We start from the raw sequence: 22,370 nt of genomic DNA on the forward strand, positions 1-22,370 counted from the left end.
GCGCGTCAAAGCTCAGCATTGACTAACATCCATGAACTGCGACGCCACTGGCGGGAGGGAAAACACATGGGGCGAGAGAAAAAGTTAGAAACCTGGGATAAAACCCACATAAACGCCAGACGGCAAAAAGCCCGCACTAGGCGGGCTTTTTGTTTGTATGGTGCACTCGACAGGATTCGAACCTGTGACCGCTCGGTTCGTAGCCGAGTACTCTATCCAGCTGAGCTACGAGTGCAGATTGTGTTTTTATACCAGATCACAACTGGTTGAAACCGAATTACTTGCATTACTGCAACTAACTCTTAAATGGTGCACTCGACAGGATTCGAACCTGTGACCGCTCGGTTCGTAGCCGAGTACTCTATCCAGCTGAGCTACGAGTGCATTTGTTGCCGCGCATTATAGGCCGTTCAATCTCTATGTAAAGCTGTTTTTTCGAGTATTTTCAACAACTTACCGAAAAAACCAGATTGCAACGTACTAAGCAAATAATGGCGGAGAACGGGGGATTCGAACCCCCGACACCCTTTTGAGGTGTACTCCCTTAGCAGGGGAGCGCCTTCGGCCACTCGGCCAGCTCTCCGCAACACGGGGCGTATATTAACCACGTTCTTCCCCGTTTGCAAACATAAAAAACGATAAAAATTAAAGGCTTGGTTCTTCGTCCTTCTCTTTCTTGATCCGCAGGTAGATTTCCTCGCGGTGGACCGCTACCTCTTTCGGAGCATTAACCCCGATACGTACTTGATTGCCTTTGACGCCGAGCACGGTCACGGTGATTTCGCCATCACCAATAATCAGGCTTTCTGCGCAACGACGAGTCAGAATCAGCATGCCTTTCTCCTCACGCATTTCAGTTCAGGAACAACAGTCTGCAAAAAAAAGGCATTCGACCTACAACCGAAAGGCCATAGCCCTACCTGCCTAAGTATTGTCGAACCCATGCAAAAGAGCATGCGCCCCACAAAAAAATGAAAGGCGCGGTAAAACCGCGCCTCCCTGGCAACACATCACTCGCCCTGTCGGGCCGGTGCATCCAGCTCAAACGCGGTGTGCAGCGCACGCACAGCCAATTCGAGGTACTTCTCTTCGATCACTACCGAGACTTTGATCTCCGACGTGGAGATCATCTGGATATTGATACTTTCCTTGGCCAACGCTTCGAACATGCGACTGGCAACGCCAGCGTGGGAACGCATGCCCACACCCACGATCGAGACCTTGGCGATCTTGGTATCACCCACCACCTCACGGGCGCCAATCTCGCTCGCGGTGTTCTGCAGGATCCGCTCCGCCGCATCGTACTCGTTGCGGTGCACGGTGAAGGTGAAATCGGTGGTGTTATCGTGCGAAACGTTCTGCACGATCATGTCAACTTCGATGTTCGCGCCGCTGATAGGGCCAAGAATCTTGAAAGCCACGCCCGGAGTGTCTGGCACGCCACGGATCGTCAGCTTGGCTTCATCGCGATTGAAAGCGATGCCGGAAATGATCGGCTGTTCCATGGATTCCTCTTCATCAATAGTAATGAGGGTGCCCGGACCCTCCTTGAAGCTGTGCAATACGCGCAGCGGAACGTTGTACTTGCCGGCGAACTCCACCGCACGAATCTGCAATACCTTGGAACCCAGGCTGGCCATTTCCAGCATTTCTTCAAAGGTAATCTTGTCCAGGCGCTGGGCCACAGGCACAACGCGCGGGTCAGTGGTGTAGACGCCATCCACATCGGTATAGATCTGGCATTCGTCAGCCTTTAGCGCTGCCGCCAGTGCCACACCGGTGGTGTCCGAACCGCCACGGCCAAGGGTGGTGATATTGCCTTGCTCATCCACGCCCTGGAAACCCGCTACAACTACCACGCGCCCTGCTTTCAGATCAGTACGAATTTTCTGATCGTCAATTTGCAGAATGCGCGCCTTGGTATGGGCACTGTCCGTAAGAATGCGCACTTGACTACCAGTGTAGGACACCGCCGGCACGCCACGTTTGTTCAACGCCATCGCCAACAGCCCAATGGTGACCTGCTCACCCGTGGACACGATCACATCCAGCTCACGCGGCAGCGGCTGCTGATCCCCACTGATGGCCTTGGCCAGGTCTATCAGGCGATTGGTCTCGCCACTCATGGCTGACAACACCACTACCAGGTCATCGCCGGCATCGCGGAACTTCTTAACCTTGTCGGCGACCTGCTCGATTCTTTCGACAGAGCCGACCGAGGTGCCTCCAAATTTCTGTACGATCAAAGCCATTTCCAAGCCGCCTCAGCCCGTAAAGGGGCGCCTAATATCCAATCCACCGGCACTGAACAAGCCCGTGACTACACCACGGGCCGATTAACAGTGCCTTAAATACCTGCCTCGACAAACGGCACGGTCAAGGCCAGGGCCGCGTCCAGGGCACCAGCGTCGACACCACCGCCTTGCGCCATGTCCGGACGACCACCGCCCTTGCCGCCGACTGCCGCGGCGGCCTGCTTCATCAAATCACCGGCTTTGAGTTGGCCAGTCAGGTCCTTGGTTACACCGGCAACCAGAACAACCTTATCCTCATGGACACTGCCGAGCAGGATCACTGCGCGACCGAGTTTGTTCTTCAACTGATCGACCAAGGCCAACAGCGCCTTGCCGTCCTGACCATCCAGGCGCGCCGCCAGGACTTTTACATCCTTGACGTCCACGGCCGAGGCCGACAGATCATCGCCCGCAGCACTGGCCGCCTTGGCCTGCAACTGCTCCAGCTGTTTCTCCAGCGCACGGTTGCGCTCCAGCACGGCGGACAGCTTGTCGATCAGGTTGTCGCGGCTGCCCTTGACCAGGGTGGCCGCTTCCTTGAGTTGTTCTTCTGCCGCATTGAGATAGGCCAGGGCCGCAGCACCGGTGACCGCTTCAATACGACGTACACCGGACGCCACACCGCCTTCGCTGACAATTTTCAGCAGGGCAATATCGCCGGTACGGTTGGCGTGGATACCGCCACACAGCTCCACCGAGAAGTCGCCCCCCATGCTCAGTACGCGCACGCTGTCGCCGTACTTCTCGCCGAACAGCGCCATGGCGCCCTTGGCTTTGGCAGTCTCGATATCGGTCTCTTCGGTTTGCACCGCGGTGTTCTTGCGAATCTCAGCGTTGACGATGTCTTCCAGGGCCTTGATCTGCTCAGGCTTGATCGCTTCAAAGTGACTGAAATCGAAGCGCAGACGCTGGCTATCGACCAACGAGCCCTTCTGCTGGACGTGTTCGCCCAACACCTGGCGCAGTGCCGCGTGCAGCAAGTGGGTGGCCGAATGGTTCAGCGAGGTAGCGTGGCGCACGTCGGCGTCCACTTGGGTGTCCACTGGCGAACCGACGGTCAGGCTGCCCGATGCCAATACGCCGTGGTGCAGAAACGCGCCACCGGTTTTGGTGGTGTCGCGCACGTCAAAGCGACCTGAGATGGCCTTGAGGAAACCACAGTCACCGATCTGGCCACCGGACTCGGCATAGAAAGGCGTCTGGTCCAGCACCACTACGCCATCATCGCCTTCATTCAAGACGTCGACGGACTGACCGTCCTTATACAGCGCAACCACCTTGGCCGAGCCGCTGGTGGCCTTGTAGCCAGTGAATTCGGTGGCCACATCGACTTTGACCAGGCTGTTGTAATCCATGCCGAAAGAGCTGGCGGAACGCGCACGCACACGCTGGGCTTCCATCTCGCGCTCGAAACCTTCCTCGTCGAGGGTCAGGTTACGCTCACGGGCGATGTCGCCGGTCAGGTCCATCGGGAAGCCGTAGGTGTCATAGAGCTTGAACACCACGTCACCTGGCACCACGGTGCCTTGCAGGTTGGCAAGGTCCTGCTCGAGGATTTTCAAGCCCTGTTCCAGGGTCTTGGCGAACTGCTCTTCTTCGGCTTTGAGCACGCGTTCGATGTGCGCCTGGTTCTGCTTGAGTTCCGGGAAGGCTTCGCCCATCTCGGCGACGAGGGCCGCCACGATCTGGTAGAAGAAGCTGCCATTGGCGCCCAACTTGTTACCGTGACGACAGGCGCGACGGATGATGCGACGCAGCACGTAACCGCGGCCCTCGTTGGACGGCAGTACGCCGTCGGCAATCAGGAAACCGCAGGAACGGATGTGGTCAGCCACTACTTTGAGCGACGCCTGGTCTTCATTGGCGCAGCCGATGGCCTTGGCCGCGGCAGCCAGCAGGCTCTGGAACAGGTCGATTTCGTAGTTGGAGTGCACGTGCTGCATCACCGCACTGATCCGCTCCAGGCCCATGCCGGTGTCTACCGATGGCGCCGGCAGCGGATGCAACACGCCATCGGCGGTGCGGTTGAACTGCATGAACACGTTGTTCCAGATTTCGATATAGCGGTCGCCGTCTTCTTCCGGCGAACCCGGTGGGCCGCCCCAGATGTCGGCGCCGTGATCGTAGAAGATCTCGGTGCAGGGGCCGCATGGACCGGTGTCACCCATGGTCCAGAAGTTGTCGGAGGCATACGGCGCACCTTTGTTGTCGCCGATACGCACCATGCGCTCAGGCGGCACACCGACTTGCTTGGTCCAGATGTCGTAGGCCTCGTCGTCAGTGGCGTAGACGGTGACCCAGAGTTTTTCCTTCGGTAGCTTCAATACGCCGGTCAGGAAGGTCCAGGCGAAGTTGATCGCGTCCTGCTTGAAATAATCGCCAAAGCTGAAGTTGCCGAGCATTTCGAAAAAGGTGTGGTGACGGGCGGTGTAGCCGACATTTTCCAGGTCGTTGTGCTTACCACCGGCGCGTACGCACTTCTGGCTGCTGACTGCGCGGGTATAGGCGCGTTTTTCCTGGCCCAGGAAACAGTCCTTGAACTGGTTCATGCCCGCGTTAGTGAACAGCAGGGTTGGGTCATTGCTTGGGATCAATGAGCTGGAGGCTACACGGGTGTGGCCTTGCTCTTCGAAGAAGCGAAGGAAGGCTTCACGGATTTCTGCGCTTTTCATTAGGTTCTTCCACGGAGGCTGCGGCCAAAGGCCAGTGCGCAACATCATCAGACGGAGCGACGGCAAAGGGCCGCATTATATCGGCCCTTTGCCGGTGGTACAGCGTGTTTATGTGATAGATACACTCAATTAGACGGCGTGCACTGTCATTTTCGCGAAAACTCGACGAATGTCTGCACGACTTGCTCGATCTGCGCCCGACTGACATCCAGGTGCGTGACCATGCGCAACCGTGGCGCAGCACTCAACTTGACCCCACGCTCGGCAGCAAAGGCTTTCAGGGCCTGGGCCTGGTCACCGACCTGCACATACACCATGTTGGTCTGCACCGGCTCCACGGTGTAGCCGGCCTTGCGCAGCTCATCCCCCAGCCATTGCGCATTGGCATGGTCATCAGCCAGGCGCTGTACCTGATGATCCAGGGCATACAGCCCCGCCGCCGCCAGAGAACCGGCCTGGCGCATGCCACCGCCAACCATCTTGCGCAGGCGCCGCGCCTTGGCAATCAGCGCCGTAGAGCCGCACAACACCGAGCCGACTGGCGCACCGAGGCCCTTGGACAGGCACACCGACACCGAATCGAAATGCTCGGCGATCTTGCGCGCATCGACTCCCAGCTTGACCGCAGCGTTGTAGATCCGCGCACCGTCCAGGTGTAAGGCCAAGCCGTGCTCACGAGTGAAGGCGCGGGCTTTGGCCAGGTACTCCAGCGGCAGAACCTTGCCCTGCATGGTATTTTCCAGCGCCAGCAGGCGTGTGCGGGCAAAGTGGAAATCGTCGGGCTTGATGGCTGCGAGCACATGATCCAGATCGAGCGAGCCGTCCGCCTGCACTTCCAGGGGCTGTGGCTGGATCGAGCCAAGCACCGCTGCACCGCCGCCTTCGTATTTGTAGGTGTGGGCCTGCTGGCCGACGATGTATTCCTCGCCACGCTCACAGTGGGCCATCAACGCCAGCAGGTTGCTCATGGTGCCAGTGGGCACGAACAGCGCGGCGGCAAACCCCAGGCGCTTGGCCAACTCGGCCTCCAGGCGGTTGACGCTGGGGTCCTCACCATAGACATCATCACCACTGACGGCACTGGCCATCGCGTCAAGCATGCCGGGGGTGGGTTGGGTCACGGTGTCGCTGCGCAGGTCGATCACGGTCATGAAGGGGGCCTCTAACGGAATGGATAAATCCTCTTGTGCGTGATTACTGCGGGCAAAACCGCGGAATATCAAGCCCCGCCTGCATTCAATCGAATACCAACCAAACAAACCGATATAGGTTATCGATACGGCACTCGTGCAGTTTTTGAAAAACCATGTTAAAAACTCTCCGCCGCCAGGGTTCTGGCGGCAACGTTCTCAGGGCGGGGTGCAATTCCCCACCGGCGGTAATTGCACGCAATGTGCATAGCCCGCGAGCGCTTGGCGCCTCGGACTGCTCACGCGGGACGGCGACAAGGTCAGCAGACCCGGTGTGATCCCGGGGCCGACGGTCATAGTCCGGATGAAGAGAGAACGGGATTGGCACCTAAGGGCCGCAAGCGCTGACTTCATGCCTGCATGACGTCGTTGTTCGTACCCTTAAATCCCATTCGATTCATAACGCCCTGTTTTTTTCTTAAACAGGAGTCAGAACATGCAACCCACCGCAATCGACAGCAAAAGCAAGAACCATCACGGCGAGCGTGTAGCGTTTATCCAGGCCTGCTGGCACAAGGATATTGTCGACCAATCGCGCAAAGGCTTCCTCGCCGAAATGATCGCCCAGGGCTACCAGGAGTCGGACATCGATTTCTTTGAAGTCGGCGGTGCCTTTGAACTGCCCCTGCACGCCAAGCTGTTGGCCAAGACCGGCCGTTATGCCGGCATCGTTGCCGCCGCCCTGGTGGTGGATGGCGGCATTTATCGTCACGAATTCGTCGCACAGTCGGTGGTCAGCGGGCTGATGCAGGTACAACTGGAAACCGAAGTGCCGGTGTTCTCGGTGTCCCTGACGCCGCATCACTTCCATGCCGGCAGCGAGCACACCACGTTCTTCTACGAGCACTTCGTGCATAAGGGCCAGGAAGCTGCGCGTACGTGCGCCGATACCCTGCACAAAGTACGGGCGATCCGTCGTAGTGAGCCGCGCGCTGTAGCGGTCTAAGCAACACTGCAAGGACAATGTGGGAGGGGGCTTGAACCCGATAACAGAGTGTCAGTCAGCTCATCTGGAACTGATACACCGTCATCGGGAGCAAGCCCCCTCCCACATTTGGATCCAGTTGGGTTTAAGATTTAAGCCAACCCAGCATCCGTGGCAGGCACGATAAGAATCCCGGCTCGCAAGCCGTTCTTCACCTTGGGGTTGGGGAAGATGATGCGGGCGCCCTCCTCCTCGATCACCCAGCGGGTCTTGGCCACATCTTCGGCCAACAGGTAGCCTTTTTCCAGTTCCGAAAAATTTTCCACATCTGCGGGCAGATGCATCAGGAAGGCATCGCTGTGCTTGATGACTTCACGGGACACGGCAAACAGTTGCAAGCCATCCAGGCTGTCAGTCTCCGGCTCGTTGCCCTCAATCATCTGCTTCAGGCGCGTTTCCAGGCGTGACACGTCCACGCCCTCGTTCTGCCCGAACGGTCGCGCCTTGCCCAGCTCCAGGGTGAAGGCTTCGGCCTCCAGCTGTTCGTAGGTAAACGCGGTGAAGGTGATCGAGGTTTTGTTCTGCAGCAACACCGCTTGCATGCCGGCTGCGCTCAGGCGCGCCAGTTCACGGCGTGAATGCTGGCGCCCCTCCTTCCACGGGTAAAGGGCAAACTGCTCGATCTTCGAACCACGAATCGCGGTATGCAGGTCGTAATGCAGGCGTGAACGGCCGGGCTGGCTGAAAAAACTGCGGGCCAGCTGCTCAAGCTCGGCGGCACGCATGGCTTCGGGGCCGATGTTTTTTTCATGCCGGCCGTTGAACAGCCGATTGACGTCCAGTTCGAGGTAACGCTCACCGCGACGCATGGCCTCGGGGTTGCCGAACAGGAACAGAATACGGGTACGGGGCTTGATCTCCCCGCGGGCAATGCCATGCAACAGTCGGTCGAGCAACTCGATCGGCGCGGTTTCGTTGCCATGGATGCCGGACGACAGCAGCAGGTCGCTGCCATTGTCACGCGCCTCAGGTGGGCGCACTTCAAGCGCGCCCTCACTGAGCCAGCGCATCTGCACGCCGTCGACAGTCAGTTGAATTTTTTGCGCCGGTTCACGACCGGCGAGGGTCAGTTCAAGCAGTTTGCCGAGGGCGAGCATAAGCAGCTTCCTTAGTGGTTGCAGCCAGGACCATGGACGTGATCGTCATCATCACCTTCAACGTCGGCCGGTTCCATTTCCAGTTGCAGGCTCATCAGGTTGGTAGCCAATGGGCGCATCAGCAGGTTGGCGTATTCGGCATCGCCCTCTTCCACATCCACACCGATCAGCAGCTGGCCGCGACCGTCGTGCTGGATCCAGATCTCCTTGCCCTGCCACACCACGGCAACGCGAGTGCAGGACGTTTCCAGCTGGGTGCCGTCGGTGTCTTCAAGGATCAGTTTCAGGGTGTCGGTGGTCATAAATAGTTCTCAGCCGTACGGCGTTAATTGATCTGGAAAGGATAAACCGAGCCCAGTTTAAGGATTTGCGTCAGTTCATCCAGTGCCGTCCGGCACTCAAGCAGCAACTGCGGATCAGCCAGGTCGGTTTCGCGCAGACTGTCGCGGTAGTGTTTGTCGACCCATTGGGTCAGCGTGTCGTACAACGGCGCGGTCATGATAACGCCTGGATTCACCGCTGCCAGCTCGGTTTCGTTCAACGCCACGCGCAGACGCAGGCACGCCGGCCCGCCACCGTTCTGCATGCTTTGCTTGAGGTCGAAGACCTTGACTTCGCGGATCATCCCACCGGAGGCGGTCAAGCCCTGCAGGTATTGCCACACGCGCTCATTGGCGCGGCACTCTTCCGGCACAATCAGCAGCATCGAACCGTCAGGGCGGGTCAGCAACTGGCTGTTGAACAGGTAGGAACGCACCGCGTCCTCGACACTGACCTGGGCACGGGGCACGCAGACGGATTGGAAATTACCGCCCAGCTTGCCCAACTTGCCGTGCAGCTCGGCGAGCATTTGTTCGGTATTGAGGAACGCGTCCTCGTGATAGAACAGCATTTCGCCGTTACCCACCGCGATGACATCGTTGTGGAACACGCCGGCATCGATCACCGCCGGATTCTGCTGGGCGTAGACCACACCGCTATCCTTCAGGCCGTGCAGGCGCGCGACGGCCTGGGACGCTTCGAGGGTCTGGCGCGCGGGGTACTTCTGGGGGGCCGGGTAGCGGGTATCGAACGCGCTGCGGCCAAACACGAAGAACTCAACGCCGGCCTCGCCGTATTCACGGCAGAAACGTGTGTGGTTGGCCGCGCCCTCATCGCCGAACTGCGCCACCGCCGGCAAGGCGGCGTGGTGGGCGAAGTGTTTCTGATCGGCGAACATCGCCCCCAGTACGCGGCTGGTGGTGGGGTGTTCGATGCTGCGGTGGTACTTGCAGTTGAGGTTCGCGGCGGTGAAATGCACGCGGCCATCTGCCGTGTCGGCGCTCGGGCTGACGGTTGCGGCGTTGGCGACCCACATGCTGGATGCCGAGCAACTGGCCACCAGCAACGGCATCGCGTGCTTGGCCGCTTGCTGGATCACCTGGGCGTCGCTGCCGCTGAAACCGAGGTTGCGCAAGGCGGCCACATCCGGGCGCTCCTGAGGCGCCAACACACCTTGCACAAAGCCCATGTCCATCAGGGCTTTCATTTTCTGCAAGCCCTGCAACGCCGCTTCCTTCGGATTGGAAGATTGCTGGCTGTTGCTCTGGGACGCGACGTTGCCGTAGGACAACCCGCCGTAGTTATGGGTCGGCCCCACTAGACCGTCAAAATTGACTTCATAGGATTTCATCGGCGAGGCTCCACGAACATCTGTTTTTATAGGCATCAAATTACTTGAATACACCCCTGAACCGGTGTGGGAGAGGGCTTGCTCCCGATAGCAGTAAGTCAGTCACCTGATTGATCAACTGATAGATAGCTATCGGGAGCAAGCCCCCTCCCACATTAGATCAGTGTAATGCCGGGGGTTAGCGTGGCTGGAACCACCAGGCTTGGAGTCTCCAGCGACGCCACCGGGTACGCGCAATAATCCGCCGCGTAATACGCACTGGCGCGATGGTTGCCCGACGACCCTACCCCACCAAATGGCGCCGTACTGGCGGCGCCGGTCAACTGTTTGTTCCAGTTGACGATGCCGGCGCGGCTTTCCAGCCAGAACTGCTGGTAACGCGCTTCGGAATCCGACAACAAACCAGCGGCCAAGCCGTATTGAGTGTTGTTGGCCTCGGCGATCGCCGCGGCAAAATCAGCGTAGCGGATCACCTGCAACAGCGGGCCAAACAGTTCTTCGTCTTCGCGTTCGGTCACGCCAGTCACGTCGATAATGCCTGGGGTAAGCAGAGCCGCCTGATCCTGTGGCTGGGTCATCTCCAGCAGCGCCACCGCGCCATTGGCCAGCATCAGTTCCTGCGCTTCCATCAGCGCTTTGGCCGCCGCCAGGGAAATCACCGAGCCCATGAACGGTGCCGGTTGCTGGTCGAATGCGCCCACTTCAATGCTCGCGCTGACCGCCACCAGCCGCGCCAGCAACGCATCGCCCCAGGCGCCTTGCGGCACCAGCAAGCGACGGGCGCAAGTGCAACGTTGGCCCGCCGAGATAAACGCCGACTGGATGACGGTGTAGACCGCCGCATCCACATCGGCCACTTCGTCCACGACCAGCGGGTTGTTGCCGCCCATTTCCAGGGCCAGGATCTTGTCCGGGCGCCCGGAGAACTGCTGGTGCAGATGATTGCCGGTGCGGCTGGAGCCAGTGAAGAACAGGCCGTCGATGCCCGGGTTGGCCGCCAGGGCGATGCCGGTTTCCCGCGCGCCTTGCAGCAAGTTCAACACACCCGCCGGCAAACCGGCTTCGACCCAGCATTGCACAGTCAGCTCGGCGACTTTCGGGGTCAGCTCGCTCGGCTTGAACAGCACCGTATTGCCCGCCAGCAACGCCGGGACGATATGGCCGTTGGGCAAGTGCCCAGGGAAGTTGTAAGGACCAAACACCGCCACCACGCCGTGAGGTTTGTGGCGCAACACGGCAGTGGCGTCGCCCAGGGGGCCGCTCTTCTCGCCGGTACGCTCGCGGTAGCTCTGTACCGAGATCGCGATCTTGTTGGCCATGCTGGTGACTTCAGTGGCCGACTCCCACAGCGGCTTGCCGGTCTCCTCACCGATGCAGCGGGCGATTTCATCGGCGCGGCTTTTCAGCGTAGCGGCGAACGTTTCCAGCACACTGATGCGTTCTTCCAGCGGGCGCCTGGCCCAGGCCGGGAATGCCTGGCGCGCGGCCTGCACGGCGGATTCGACCTGTTCGACGCTGGCGCCATTGCCGGCCCACAGCACCGCCTGGGTCACCGGGTTGCGCGATTCAAACAGTTCACCCTGGCCGGCCAGCCAGCTACCTGCGATATACAACGAATTCATTATTTCGACTCCCGAGCAGCGGACAACGCTACAGCACGCACTTGATCACCCACCACCAGCTGCAGGCGCTTGGCGGTCTGCGGATCGACCACCAGGGTGCCTGCGGCCAGGCGAGCTGGAGCGGCGGTAATACGGCACTCTTCACGCTTGCGGTTATGAATCAGGAACGGCGTGGCGTCGTCCCCCGGCGTGCCGATGGCCAATACCAGTGACTGGCTGTCGCGCACCGCGCGGATTTTGCTGGTCTCACATTCCACCGCCGGGCCAGCGTCAAAAATATCGACATAGCCCTGGTAGCTGAAGCCTTCGCTTTTGAGCATGCTCAGCGCCGGTTCGGTGTCCGGATGCACCTTGCCGATCACATTGCGTGCGTCCTCGGAAAGAAAGCAGCTGTACAACGGAAACTTCGGCATCAGCTCGGCGATAAATGCCTTGTTGCCTACGCCGGTGAGGTAGTCGGCCTGGCTGAACTCCATCTTGAAGAAGTGCCGACCCAGGCTTTCCCAAAACGGCGAACGTCCGGCGTCGTTGGACACTCCGCGCATCTCGGCAATGATCTTGTTGCCGAACAGTTGCGGGAATTCGGCAATAAACAACATACGTGCCTTGGCCAGCATGCGGCCGTTGAGGCCGTTGCGGTAATCGGCATGCAGAAACAATGAGCACAATTCGGAATTGCCGGTGAGGTCGTTGGCCAGGAACAGCGTCGGAATCTCACGGTAGATATTCAGTTCCTGGGACGCGCTGACAGTCAGCCCCACCCGGAAGTTGTACCAGGGCTCACGCAGGCCAACTGCGCCAGCGATGGCGGAGATACCGACCACACGGCCTTCGTCGTTCTCCAGCACGAACAGGTAGTCAGCATCGCCGCGCCCGGCTTCGCCGCGAAAGGTTTTTTCCGCCCAGCCAACCCGGTGGGTCAGGCGCTCTTCGTTGGCCGGCAAGGTGGTAAGGCCGGTGCCGGTGCTGCGCGCCAGATCAATCAGGGCCGGTAAATCGCTGCTGCGTACGGGACGAACGATCATGCTATCTCCTCGAACGGGTCGCTTTACAGCCACCCGCGAAACTCTGTTTATACCGGCGCTTAAACTGCAACCAGACGCACACTCGCGCCTTCGCCGACGCCCAGGGCCTCGGCGGTTGCAAGGTCCAGAATCACCGGTTTGCCCGGTGCGTAGTCCAGTTCCAACATCACCGCACGGTAGTCCTGCAACTGCGCGTTGCTCACCAGGTACTGGCGGCCGACGCCTTTGATCATCTCGCCGACTTTCACCGGCACCACGCGGCTCTGGGCAATCGAGCGGATGCCCGAAACCTTAGCGTGCAAGGTCGGGCCACCGTCGAAGATGTCGATGTAGTGATCGGTCTCGAAGCCTTCACGCATAAGAATATCGAAGGTGATCTGTGCACGCGGGTGCACCTGGCCCATGGCTTCCTGCGCTGCGTCCGGCAGCAGCGGTACGTAGATCGGGTAATGGGGCATCAGTTCGGCGAGGAAGGTACGGCTTTTCAGCCCGCACAGGCGCTCGGCCGCGGCGTAGTTGAGGTCGAAGAAGTTGCGGCCGATGGCGTCCCAGAACGGCGAATCACCGTTCTCGTCGCTGTAGCCGACAATCTCGGTCACCACCGAGTCAGCAAAGCGCTCGGGGTGACTGGCGACAAACAACAAGCGGCCACGGGAATTGAGTTCCGACCACGGCGAACCGACCAGTTCAGGCACCACATAAAAACTGGTGAGCAGGCTGTTGCCGGTGAGGTCGTGACATTGGGAAAGCACGTGGATCTTGTTGTGGATCTTCAGCTCGCGGGAGGCGTGCACGAAGGTTTCATTACGGAAACTGTAGAACGGCTCGGAGTAACCGGCCGAGGCGACGATCGCAGAACAGCCGGCGAGCTTGCCGGTCTCGGTATCTTCGAGCACGAAAAAATAGCTTTCTTCGCCGTTGAAACTCACCTCGGCCGCGAAGGAGGCTTCGCTGGCGGCGATCTTGTCGCTCAAGCGTTCCACATCATCCGGCAAGGAGGTGACACCAATCGGGCTGTCCGCAGCCAGACGCTGTACCTCGCCCAGGTCAGCCATTTGCGCGGGGCGCATCACCAGCATGGTGTCACTCCTTAACTCGAAAACTCATAGAAAAAAATACCGGACAGGCCTGAAAACAACACCTATCCCCAAGTAAGGCTAATTCCAATGTGGGAGGGGGCTTGCCCCCGATAGCAGTGTGTCAGTTGATGAATCAAGTGACTGATCCACCGCTATCGAGGGCAAGCCCCCTCCTACATTTGGCCCGATCAGGCCAATCAGGCTTGCGTCAATGCTTTTACAGCACGCTCAAAACGATCCAGGCCTTCGTTGATATCCGCCTCTTCCACCACCAGGCTCGGCGCAAAACGCACCACGTCCGGGCCGGCTTGCAGAATCATCAGGTTCTGTTTCTCGGCGGCGTTGAACACGTCCTTGGCCTTGCCCTTGAACGCATCGCTCAGCACGCAACCGATCAGCAGGCCCATGCCGCGCACTTCGGTGAAGATGCCGTACTGCTTGCCTATCTGCTCCAGGCGCGCCTTGAACACGTCGTGCTTGGCGTTGACGCCAGCCAGCACCTCGGGAGTATTGATCACGTCGATCACCGCTTCGGCCACCGCGCAGGCCAGCGGGTTGCCGCCGTAGGTGGTGCCGTGGGTGCCGACCACCAGGTGCTTGGCCAGGTCTTCACGGGTGAGCATGGCTGCAATCGGGAAACCGCCGCCCAGGCTCTTGGCGCTGGTGAGGATGTCCGGCACAACGCCGTAGTGCTGATAGGCGAACAGATGACCGCTGCGGCCCATGCCGGTTTGTACTTCATCGAATACCAGCAGTGCGTTGTTGGCGTCGCACAGCTCACGGGCACCTTGCAGGTAAGCCAGTTCAGCCGGCAGCACACCGCCTTCACCCTGGATCGGCTCCAGCACCACGGCACAGGTCTTGTCCGACACGGCGGCTTTCAATGCAGCGAGGTCGTTATAAGGAACGTGGGTAATCCCGGTAATTTTAGGCCCGAAGCCGTCAGAATACTTCGACTGACCGCCGACATTGACGGTGAACAGGGTACGGCCGTGGAAGCTGTTCAGCGCAGCGATGATCTCGTACTTCTCGCTGCCGAAACGGTCGAACGCCACGCGACGGGCCAGCTTGAACGCGGCCTCGTTGGCCTCGGCGCCGGAGTTGCAGAAGAACACACGTTCGGCAAAAGTGGCGTCGATCAGCTTATGCGCCAGGCGCAGGGCCGGCTCATTGGTGAACACGTTGGAGACATGCCACAGCTTGTTGGCCTGTTCGGTCAGTGCACCGACCAGCGCCGGATGGGCGTGGCCCAATACGTTAACCGCGATGCCGCCGGCAAAGTCGATCAGCTCGCGACCGGCCTGGTCCCAGACGCGTGAACCTGCGCCACGTACGGGGATGAAGGCGGCAGGTGCATAGTTGGGCACCATGACCTGGTCGAAATCGGCACGTTGCACCGGGGCTTGCTCAACGGACATCGGAGTCTCCTGAAGAGGAACGCCTGCCTGGAACTGGCGGGCGATGCAGGGATTGTAAGGACAGTTTTCAGCGCCACCTTGCCGCCAAGCGACAACTTCTTATAGCGCCAACCCCGGTTTTACGCGGGTTTACGGCAATGCGACATATTGCGTCGCAATGGCGCAGTGTAAACCAGCACAGCTTGTTTCGGCAGGACACCCAAAAAACAGATCACGCCGCGCTCGTTGCAATAACCCAGTAGCCCCCCCGCCTCCTCGTGCGCCGATTTACTGGTGCTTTACCACGCACAAGGATTGGCACCATGCCTGACTCTGCAGAACCTACTCCGCACACCAGTCCCTCGTCCCAGCCCGACAGCCACTATGAACCGCTGATAAATGCGATTCCGCGCTGGCTGGGCGAGACCTCTCTACGCCGTCGCGAAGCGCTGGGGCTGGTGCCTCCAAGCCTGCCGCCAGCATTGCGCGACGCCTCCTTGGTCAGCCAGGACGAGCTCAAGCAGCTGGCCACCGCTCACTGGGAGGCGCAAAACAGCGTTGAAAAAGCACTGGCCGGCCTGTTGAGCGCCAAGGACTTTGCCGAGCCGATTCTCACCCTGGCTCTCAAGACCCAATTCGGCCTGGAGCTGGATGTACGCGAAACCTTCCTGCGCCTGTACATCCCGCAGACCATTCCCGGCTTTCCCATCCGTTCGGGGGCCGCCCGCACCTGGACCGTGTCCCTGCTGGACGCTGCGCTGCACAACTTCGAACACAAGGAAACCCAGGCCGACGCCCATGAAGCCGTTTCGACCTTTATCACCCGCCCTGATGCCAGAGGCCACTTCGACACCTGGCCGGCCATCAAGCGCGTACTGTCGATCAGCGCCTTCATCCAGTTGTGCCGGGATCTCGACATCGGTGCCCTGTATGCGGTTTACCTGCGAGAACAATTGGGCTTGAACGAACCGGTGGCCGAAGCCGCCTTGCGCCTGAAAGTCGAACGCAGCCAGAAAGCCCAACTGCAGGCCGCCCTGCAATGGGCATTGATCACAGGTGACATCCAGCCCGGCTACCAGCGCCTGATCCAAGGCCTGCTCGACGGCGTGAGCGGGCTACGCCTGAACGGCCAATTGCTGCGCTACCACGATCTGAAACTGATGGATGCAAGCCTGCCCGGCATCATCGTGTTCGCCCCTGACCTTGAGCTCTCGCGCACGGCGACGCGGGTGGTGGCGTATGTGCCGGGCGACCCCGAGCATCCGATCAAGGAATACTCCTCGTCCCAGGCGATGCAAAAAGAACTGGTGCGCCAACTGCGCGATGAACAGTACCAACGCTTTTTCAGCCGGTTTGTACCCCATGAACAACGCGGGCATTTCTTCGCCAACCTCAGCCAACTGCTCGGCCAGGTCACCTGGCATCCGCCCGAGGCCGGCAGCAGCCAGCCAAGCTGGCGCCAGACCCCAACCGACAACCCCCGCGTGCGCTTTGTCGCGACCCCTGGCGGCAGCGACTTTTGGCGACATCAGTACCAGCGCAGGCTCAATCAACTACTCAACGACGCGCGCAGCACCGCCGTCAGCACGGCAAGCGCCGACCGCAAGGCGCGCTGGGCGCTGTGGGATTCATTCGTGAATGTCGCGTCCTCGATCCTGAATGCGGCCGCATTGATCGTCGCCCCCTTCGTGCCCTTCGCCGGTGAATTGATGATGGGCTACATGGTTTATCAACTGCTGGATGAGGTGTTCGAAGGCGTCATCGACTGGGCCGAAGGCTTGGGCACCGAGGCTGCAGGGCACCTATTGGGAGTGGTCGAGACACTGGTGCAATTGGGCGCCTTCGCCGTGGGCGGCCAGATCGCCATCACTGAGTTTCGCAAGGCCCTGCCCCAGAGCGTCATCGCCTTCATTGACCGCTTTACGCCAGTGCGACTGCCCAAGGGCCAGGTCCGTTACTGGAAACCCGACCTCAGTACCTACGAACACGCCATCAGTGTGCCGCCTGGCAGCTACCGCGAGCCGACTGGGCTGTACCCCTACCAGCGCAAGAAGCTGCTGGCGCTGGATGGCAAAATCTATGCGGTGGAAAAAGACCCAGTGTCTTCCACGCTGCATCTGCAACACCCGTCCCGCCCCGAAGCCTATCGCCCGTGGGTACGCCACAACGGCCACGGCGCCTGGCACACAGAACTGGAAGCCCCGTTGCGGTGGGACCAAAAAACCCTGCTGCAGCGCCTGGGCCATCCGGTGGATGGGCTCAGTGACGCCGACCAGGCCCTGGCGCTGAACATCAGTGGTGTAGACCCGGACGTGCTGCGCAAAATGCACGTCAACGGCGAAGCACCTCCCGCGCTGCTGCTCGACACCCTGGACCGGCTGCGGGTCGACCGCGAGATTCAAAACCTGATCACGCGGCTCGCCAGCGATGACCCCGCGCAATATGGCCGCGTTGACCCGCAAGCCATCCTGCAATTGCTCACCAGCTACGGCGACTGGCCGCACCGTCACTGCCTGCAATTTATCGATGGGCAGGGCAACACAGCCTGGACCTTTGGCGACGAGCAAATGCCCGTTATCCGCATCCCTGAAAGCCAGTTGAACAACGGTGACCTGCTCAAGGCCATCCTCAAGCAATTGCCTGCCCAGGACGCCGCCGAGGCCTACGGTGCCCCTGTTGGCGATACAAGCCTGAGCCTGGAGACACGCGCCAGCCATCTGCGCAAGAAGCTCGCGGCCACCGCCAAGGAGAAACGTGCGGGGCTGTTCGAGTCCCACTACGGCACCCTGCAAGCCACTCATGACCCACGAGTCCAGCGCCTGATCGATGCCGCCCCTGGGCTGCCCGCTAAAGTCGCGCAAGCCCTGCTGGAGAACGCTACCGTCGAAGAGCTCCAAGCGCTGGGCAACCAGCAAACGCCATTGCGCCTCCGGCTACTGGCACGCAGTGCGCAGGCCGAAGTGCGGGTGTGCCGTGCCTTCGAAGCCTTGCACTTCGGCGCCTCGACCTGGGACAGCGAGCGCCTGGCCTTGCACTCCTTGACCCAACTGCCGGGCGGGTTGCAGTCATTGCGCCTGGAGGTACGCAACTACAGCGTCGATGGCCCCGTGCGCGACCGCATCGGCGACCCCGAGGCGTCGCAGGTACGCACCCTGGTACGCAACGATAATGGCCAATACACGCCCTACAACGGCAGCGACGCGCTGTCACCTCCGTCCGACCTGTACGCGGCCATCCTGAGCGCCCTGCCAGAGGCCCAGCGCAACACCATCCGGATAGAACCAGGCTCCGGTTCACGACTGCGCGAGCGCCTCCTGCGCCATCCCATCATGCGGGACACACTGCGCGAGCTGCTTGCCGCCGACCCCGTGCGCAAACCTTACTATGACCCGCAGACCATGAAGCTGTTGGGCGGTATGGACGGCTATCGCGCCCAGCCCGCCCTGGGCGACAGGTTGCCCACAGCCGCCGAACGATTGCGCGAGCTGTTTCCTCAACTGGACGATGACCAGATACAGGCCGTGCTCGAACATATGCAATCTTTGCCAGGCGGAGCCCCCAACCAACTCGGCCTGCTGCGCGCAGAGCGCCAGACCCTGCGCAACAACCTGCAGGCGTGGCAGGCCGCCATCCCGACGCATCTGCCTGCCGAGCAACGCTATTACGAAACCCATACGCGCCGTCTGATCGTCGACCAGCTGGAACAATGCTGGCGCCGGGAAACCGAGCGGGATGACTACTTCATGAACACCGAGCTGGACGGTTTTACGCTGAGGCTTCACGCCCCGCTATTAACCAGCCTGCCCGAACTGGGCACAGCCTTTCGTCATGTGTCACTGCTATCGGTGGCCGGCGGCAGCGGCCTGGAAGGCGTCGAAACTCTCTTGCGCAATTTCCCCTGGCTGCGCAGCCTGGAACTGCGCAATATCCCACTTGGCGACCTGCCGCCCCCGATCTTCACAATGCCCAGGCTGAACAGCCTGACCCTGGGCGACTGCAACATAACCCTGACCGAGCAAAGCCATGCGCAGTTGAACGCGATGAAGGGTTTGAATTCGCTGGATCTGCACCAAAACCCCCTGGGTTTGATACCGGATGTCGAGGGCATGCCCGACCTGACACTGCTGGACTTATCAAACACACAGATCGAGCGCTTGCCCAACGGCCTGCTGAGCCGCCCTCATCTGAAGGCCGCGTGGCTGAACAACAACCGCATCACCGAATTGCCCCTGGGCCTGTTCAGCCTGACGCCCGACATCGCACATGGTTTCGATCTGTCCGGCAACGAGCTGAAACCGCCGGCCCTGGAACAGATCAAGCGCTATGCCCAGAACTACAATGAGTCATTCACCGCTCAGGCGCCCAGCGCGGAGCGCGCCAGGGTCCTGCAGTTGTACCCGACCTTTCTCGAGGCTGAAGCCGATCACTTTATCTTTCGCCTGCCTGGGACCATGGCCGACATCGCCCCTGCCCTGGCCCGCCTGGAAGCCGAATACGCGCAACTGGACACCGACCTGCAGCAGTGGGCCCTGGACGTACCGGCTCGTCACCCCGTCCTCGACATCAGCCTCGACGAACAAACCGCCGCCGAGGAGCAACTGGCGCGCCGACGCTTCAAAAGCTTGCTGGAAGATGCCTGGCGCCGCGAAAGCGAACAGGACGAGGAAAACCTGGAGGAGCAATTCACCCACGCAGTGGTGATCGAGACAAGCATCATGGGCCCACTGCCGCAATTGCATGCCCGGTTTGATCATGTGACCTCCCTGGAACTCATCGGCAACGGCCTTACCAATGGTGTCGACGGAACCCTGCGCTGCTTCCCCAAACTGCAAACCCTGATACTCAGCCGGTGCACCCTGGGCAAGATCCCCGACGCCGTAGGCCAAATGCCCGGGCTCACCACTCTGAGCCTTGAGCACTGCGAGGTCAGCCTGACCCCGGCGGACGTAAACGTGCTGGATAACGTACCCAACCTGGGGTTTCTGAGCCTGCGAAACAACCGGCTGGTGGTCGCCCCGGATGTCAGTGGGCTCAACCACTTGGGCGCGCTCTACCTGGGCAACACGCAGATCACCGAAGTGCCACGCGGGCTATTCCAACTCCCCGAGCTGCATACGATAGACCTGAGCGATAATATGATCAGCGAAATTCCGGCCGATCTGCTGGAGTCGACCACACCCTACAGTGAAGACTGTGACTTCAGCGACAACCCTTTGTCGCCACAGAGCCTGGATTATCTGCGACAGCACTACGTGCGCACTGGCATTGACTTTCAAGTGACAGAAGCCACCGTCGACGCGCAAGGCGTGCCCCTGGTGGTAGAAACACCGCCGCCGATGGAGGAGTGATCAACCGCGCTCGGAAGGCACCGAGGACAACTCGAAGGGGCTGCTGCTGCGGCGTTGGTTACGATCTTCACGCGGGGTGGCGCCGAAGAAATTGCGATAGGCGCTGGAGAAGTGCGGCCCCGAAGAGAAGCCACAGGACAGGCCGATCTGGATGATCGACTTGCTGGTTTGCATCAGCATCTGGCGGGCCTTGTTCAGGCGCAGCTCCAGGTAGTACTGGCTGGGGACGCGATTGAGGTATTGCTTGAAGATCCGTTCAAGTTGTCGTCGCGATACACATACGTGCTGGGCGATTTCGTCGGTGGTCAACGGTTCTTCGATATTCGCCTCCATCAGCAGCACTGCCTGGGTCAGCTTCGGATGGCTGGAACCCAGGCGGTTTTGCAGCGGAATGCGCTGGCGCTCGCCGCCCTCACGGATGCGCTCCACTACCAGTTCTTCCGACACCGCACCGGCCAACTCGGCGCCGTGGTCACGGGCCAGCACCGCAAGCAGCAGGTCAAGCACCGACATGCCACCGCAGGCAGTAAGGCGGTCACGGTCCCAGTCGAACAGATGGCTGGTAGCGATGACCTTGGGGAAGCGCTCGGCAAAATCGTCCTGCCAGCGCCAGTGCACGGCGGCGCGGTAGCCGTCGAGCAAACCCAGCTGGGCCAGCGGGTAGACACCGGCAGACAAACCACCGATCACACACCCGGCACGGACAAGCTGCTTGAGTGCAGTGCCGAGTTGGGACGCAATGACGGTAGGGGGTTCGTCCGCCAGCAGGAACAGCTTCTGGAAGCCCTCGAGCTTACCGGCCCATGGCTCGCCGGGCAGTTGCCAGGCGCCTGGGGCTGCCGGCTCGGCGAGCAGGAACGACAGCTCGTAGACCACGTCCGGATGCACCCGCTGGGCAACGCGCAAGGCCTCCTCAGCCAGCGCAAGCGTGAGTGCTTTTGTGCTGGGCCAAATCAGGAAACCAATTTTGTGGGCGGTCATGGAGTGCTATCCGAAGCGAAAACAGTGAAAGAAGCCGTGGGCCAATGCTAGCCCGTAAACCAACACAAATCTCAAAAACAATGACGACCTGCTCTCCTGTAGGAGCGAGCTTGCTCGCGAAAAACCTTAGAACGCCGCCGGGTATCAGGCTTCCCGCGTTATCGTTGACGATCTTCGCGAGCAAGCTCGCTCCTACAGGGGTTGAGTGGCAGTCTTGATTATTTCAAGCTACCGGAGAGGAACTGCTGCAACCGCTCGGACTGCGGGTTCACCAGCACTTCCCGCGGGTTACCACGCTCTTCAACAATGCCTTTGTGCAAGAACACCAACTGGTTCGACACTTCACGGGCAAAGCCCATCTCATGGGTCACCACCACCATGGTGCGGCCTTCCTGGGCCAGGTCCTGCATGACCTTGAGCACTTCGCCCACCAACTCAGGGTCGAGCGCCGAGGTCGGCTCGTCGAACAGCATCACCTCCGGCTCCATCGCCAGGGCACGGGCGATCGCCACGCGCTGTTGCTCGCCGCCGGACATATGCCCAGGGAACGCATCCTTGCGATGGCCTACACCGACCTTGGCCAGATAGTGTTCGGCTTTTTCACGGGCGTCTTTCTTCGACATGCCGAGCACATGCACTGGCGCTTCCATCACGTTTTCAAGCGCGGTCATGTGCGACCACAGGTTGAAATGCTGGAACACCATGGACAGGCGCGAACGCATGCGTTGCAGTTGCTTGGGGTCGGCTGCCTTCATCGCGCCGTCCTTATTGGCCACCAGTTTCAGCTCTTCGTTATTGAGCAGAATCTTGCCGGCATGGGGCTGCTCCAGCAGGTTGATGCAGCGCAAAAAGGTACTTTTGCCCGAACCACTGGAGCCGATGATGCTGATCACATCACCGGCCGCGGCGGCCAGGGACACCCCTTTGAGCACTTCATGACTGCCATAGCGTTTATGCAGGTCTTGGACTTCAAGTTTGTACATGCGGTCGGTTCTCACAAAAACAGGT

15 protein-coding genes, 3 tRNA genes and 1 riboswitch are annotated in these 22,370 nt (G+C 60.2%); of the genes, 2 read left to right on the forward strand and 16 right to left on the reverse strand.

Annotated elements, in window-relative coordinates; translation table 11 throughout:
* Positions 1–158 precede the first annotated feature (158 nt).
* From QYQ93_RS22305 to ltaE, 7 genes are all read right to left on the reverse strand, one after another.
* A tRNA-Arg gene (locus QYQ93_RS22305) sits at positions 159–235 on the reverse strand.
* A gap of 72 nt (positions 236–307) precedes the next feature.
* A tRNA-Arg gene (locus tag QYQ93_RS22310) sits at positions 308–384 on the reverse strand.
* A 108-nt stretch (positions 385–492) separates the two neighbouring features.
* Positions 493–583 (reverse strand) — tRNA-Ser (locus QYQ93_RS22315).
* A gap of 62 nt (positions 584–645) precedes the next feature.
* Positions 646–834 carry a carbon storage regulator CsrA gene (gene csrA / locus QYQ93_RS22320; RefSeq protein ID WP_003175645.1) on the reverse strand — a complete coding sequence of 63 codons (189 nt, stop codon included), beginning with the start codon at positions 832–834 and terminating at the stop codon, positions 646–648.
* A 176-nt stretch (positions 835–1,010) separates the two neighbouring features.
* The gene (locus QYQ93_RS22325; RefSeq protein WP_043050353.1) at positions 1,011–2,252 is read right to left on the reverse strand and encodes an aspartate kinase; all 1,242 of its coding nucleotides are present in this window, start codon (positions 2,250–2,252) and stop codon (positions 1,011–1,013) included.
* A 95-nt stretch (positions 2,253–2,347) separates the two neighbouring features.
* Positions 2,348–4,966, reverse strand: a complete 2,619-nt coding sequence (gene alaS / locus QYQ93_RS22330) for an alanine--tRNA ligase (protein ID WP_338475499.1) — start codon at positions 4,964–4,966, stop codon at positions 2,348–2,350.
* A gap of 146 nt (positions 4,967–5,112) precedes the next feature.
* Positions 5,113–6,117 carry a low-specificity L-threonine aldolase gene (ltaE, locus tag QYQ93_RS22335; RefSeq protein ID WP_043050351.1) on the reverse strand — a complete coding sequence of 335 codons (1,005 nt, stop codon included), beginning with the start codon at positions 6,115–6,117 and terminating at the stop codon, positions 5,113–5,115.
* A 190-nt stretch (positions 6,118–6,307) separates the two neighbouring features.
* A riboswitch (FMN riboswitch) is annotated at positions 6,308–6,477 on the forward strand.
* 115 nt (positions 6,478–6,592) lie between these two features.
* Here ltaE and QYQ93_RS22340 point away from each other — a divergent pair.
* Positions 6,593–7,102, forward strand: a complete 510-nt coding sequence (locus tag QYQ93_RS22340; protein WP_032879834.1) for a 6,7-dimethyl-8-ribityllumazine synthase — start codon at positions 6,593–6,595, stop codon at positions 7,100–7,102.
* A 131-nt stretch (positions 7,103–7,233) separates the two neighbouring features.
* Here QYQ93_RS22340 and astE read toward each other — a convergent pair whose 3' ends face one another.
* The 7 genes from astE to QYQ93_RS22375 form a co-directional block, all read right to left on the reverse strand.
* Positions 7,234–8,238, reverse strand: a complete 1,005-nt coding sequence (gene astE, locus QYQ93_RS22345) for a succinylglutamate desuccinylase (protein WP_338475500.1) — start codon at positions 8,236–8,238, stop codon at positions 7,234–7,236.
* A gap of 11 nt (positions 8,239–8,249) precedes the next feature.
* Entirely contained in the window at positions 8,250–8,540 is a 291-nt protein-coding gene (locus tag QYQ93_RS22350) for a hypothetical protein (RefSeq protein WP_003214319.1), read from the reverse strand.
* A gap of 23 nt (positions 8,541–8,563) precedes the next feature.
* Entirely contained in the window at positions 8,564–9,910 is a 1,347-nt protein-coding gene (gene astB, locus QYQ93_RS22355; protein WP_338475501.1) for an N-succinylarginine dihydrolase, read from the reverse strand.
* A 155-nt stretch (positions 9,911–10,065) separates the two neighbouring features.
* On the reverse strand, positions 10,066–11,535 hold the full coding sequence (gene astD / locus QYQ93_RS22360) for a succinylglutamate-semialdehyde dehydrogenase (RefSeq protein ID WP_338477285.1): 1,470 nt from the start codon (positions 11,533–11,535) through the stop codon (positions 10,066–10,068).
* A complete protein-coding gene (astA, locus tag QYQ93_RS22365) occupies positions 11,532–12,557 on the reverse strand; it encodes an arginine N-succinyltransferase (protein WP_003193612.1) in 1,026 nt (341 codons plus the stop codon). Before astA ends, astD begins: the two co-directional genes overlap by 4 nt.
* 59 nt (positions 12,558–12,616) lie before the next feature.
* The gene (gene aruF / locus QYQ93_RS22370; protein ID WP_043050346.1) at positions 12,617–13,636 is read right to left on the reverse strand and encodes an arginine/ornithine succinyltransferase subunit alpha; all 1,020 of its coding nucleotides are present in this window, start codon (positions 13,634–13,636) and stop codon (positions 12,617–12,619) included.
* Between the two features lie 197 nt (positions 13,637–13,833).
* Entirely contained in the window at positions 13,834–15,054 is a 1,221-nt protein-coding gene (locus tag QYQ93_RS22375) for an aspartate aminotransferase family protein (protein WP_043050345.1), read from the reverse strand.
* Positions 15,055–15,356: 302 nt separating this feature from the next.
* Between QYQ93_RS22375 and QYQ93_RS22380 the strand changes: the two genes are divergently transcribed.
* Entirely contained in the window at positions 15,357–20,381 is a 5,025-nt protein-coding gene (locus QYQ93_RS22380) for a leucine-rich repeat domain-containing protein (protein WP_338475502.1), read from the forward strand.
* Here QYQ93_RS22380 and argR read toward each other — a convergent pair whose 3' ends face one another.
* Both argR and QYQ93_RS22395 read right to left on the reverse strand, forming a co-directional pair.
* The gene (gene argR / locus QYQ93_RS22385; RefSeq protein ID WP_217882014.1) at positions 20,382–21,362 is read right to left on the reverse strand and encodes a transcriptional regulator ArgR; all 981 of its coding nucleotides are present in this window, start codon (positions 21,360–21,362) and stop codon (positions 20,382–20,384) included.
* 218 nt (positions 21,363–21,580) lie between these two features.
* Entirely contained in the window at positions 21,581–22,345 is a 765-nt protein-coding gene (locus QYQ93_RS22395) for an ABC transporter ATP-binding protein (RefSeq protein ID WP_003214336.1), read from the reverse strand.
* Between the last annotated feature and the right edge of the window lie 25 nt (positions 22,346–22,370).

It is taken from the genome of Pseudomonas khavaziana, from assembly GCF_036704165.1.
In the GTDB taxonomy this organism is placed as follows: Bacteria; Pseudomonadota; Gammaproteobacteria; order Pseudomonadales; family Pseudomonadaceae; genus Aquipseudomonas; species Aquipseudomonas khavaziana.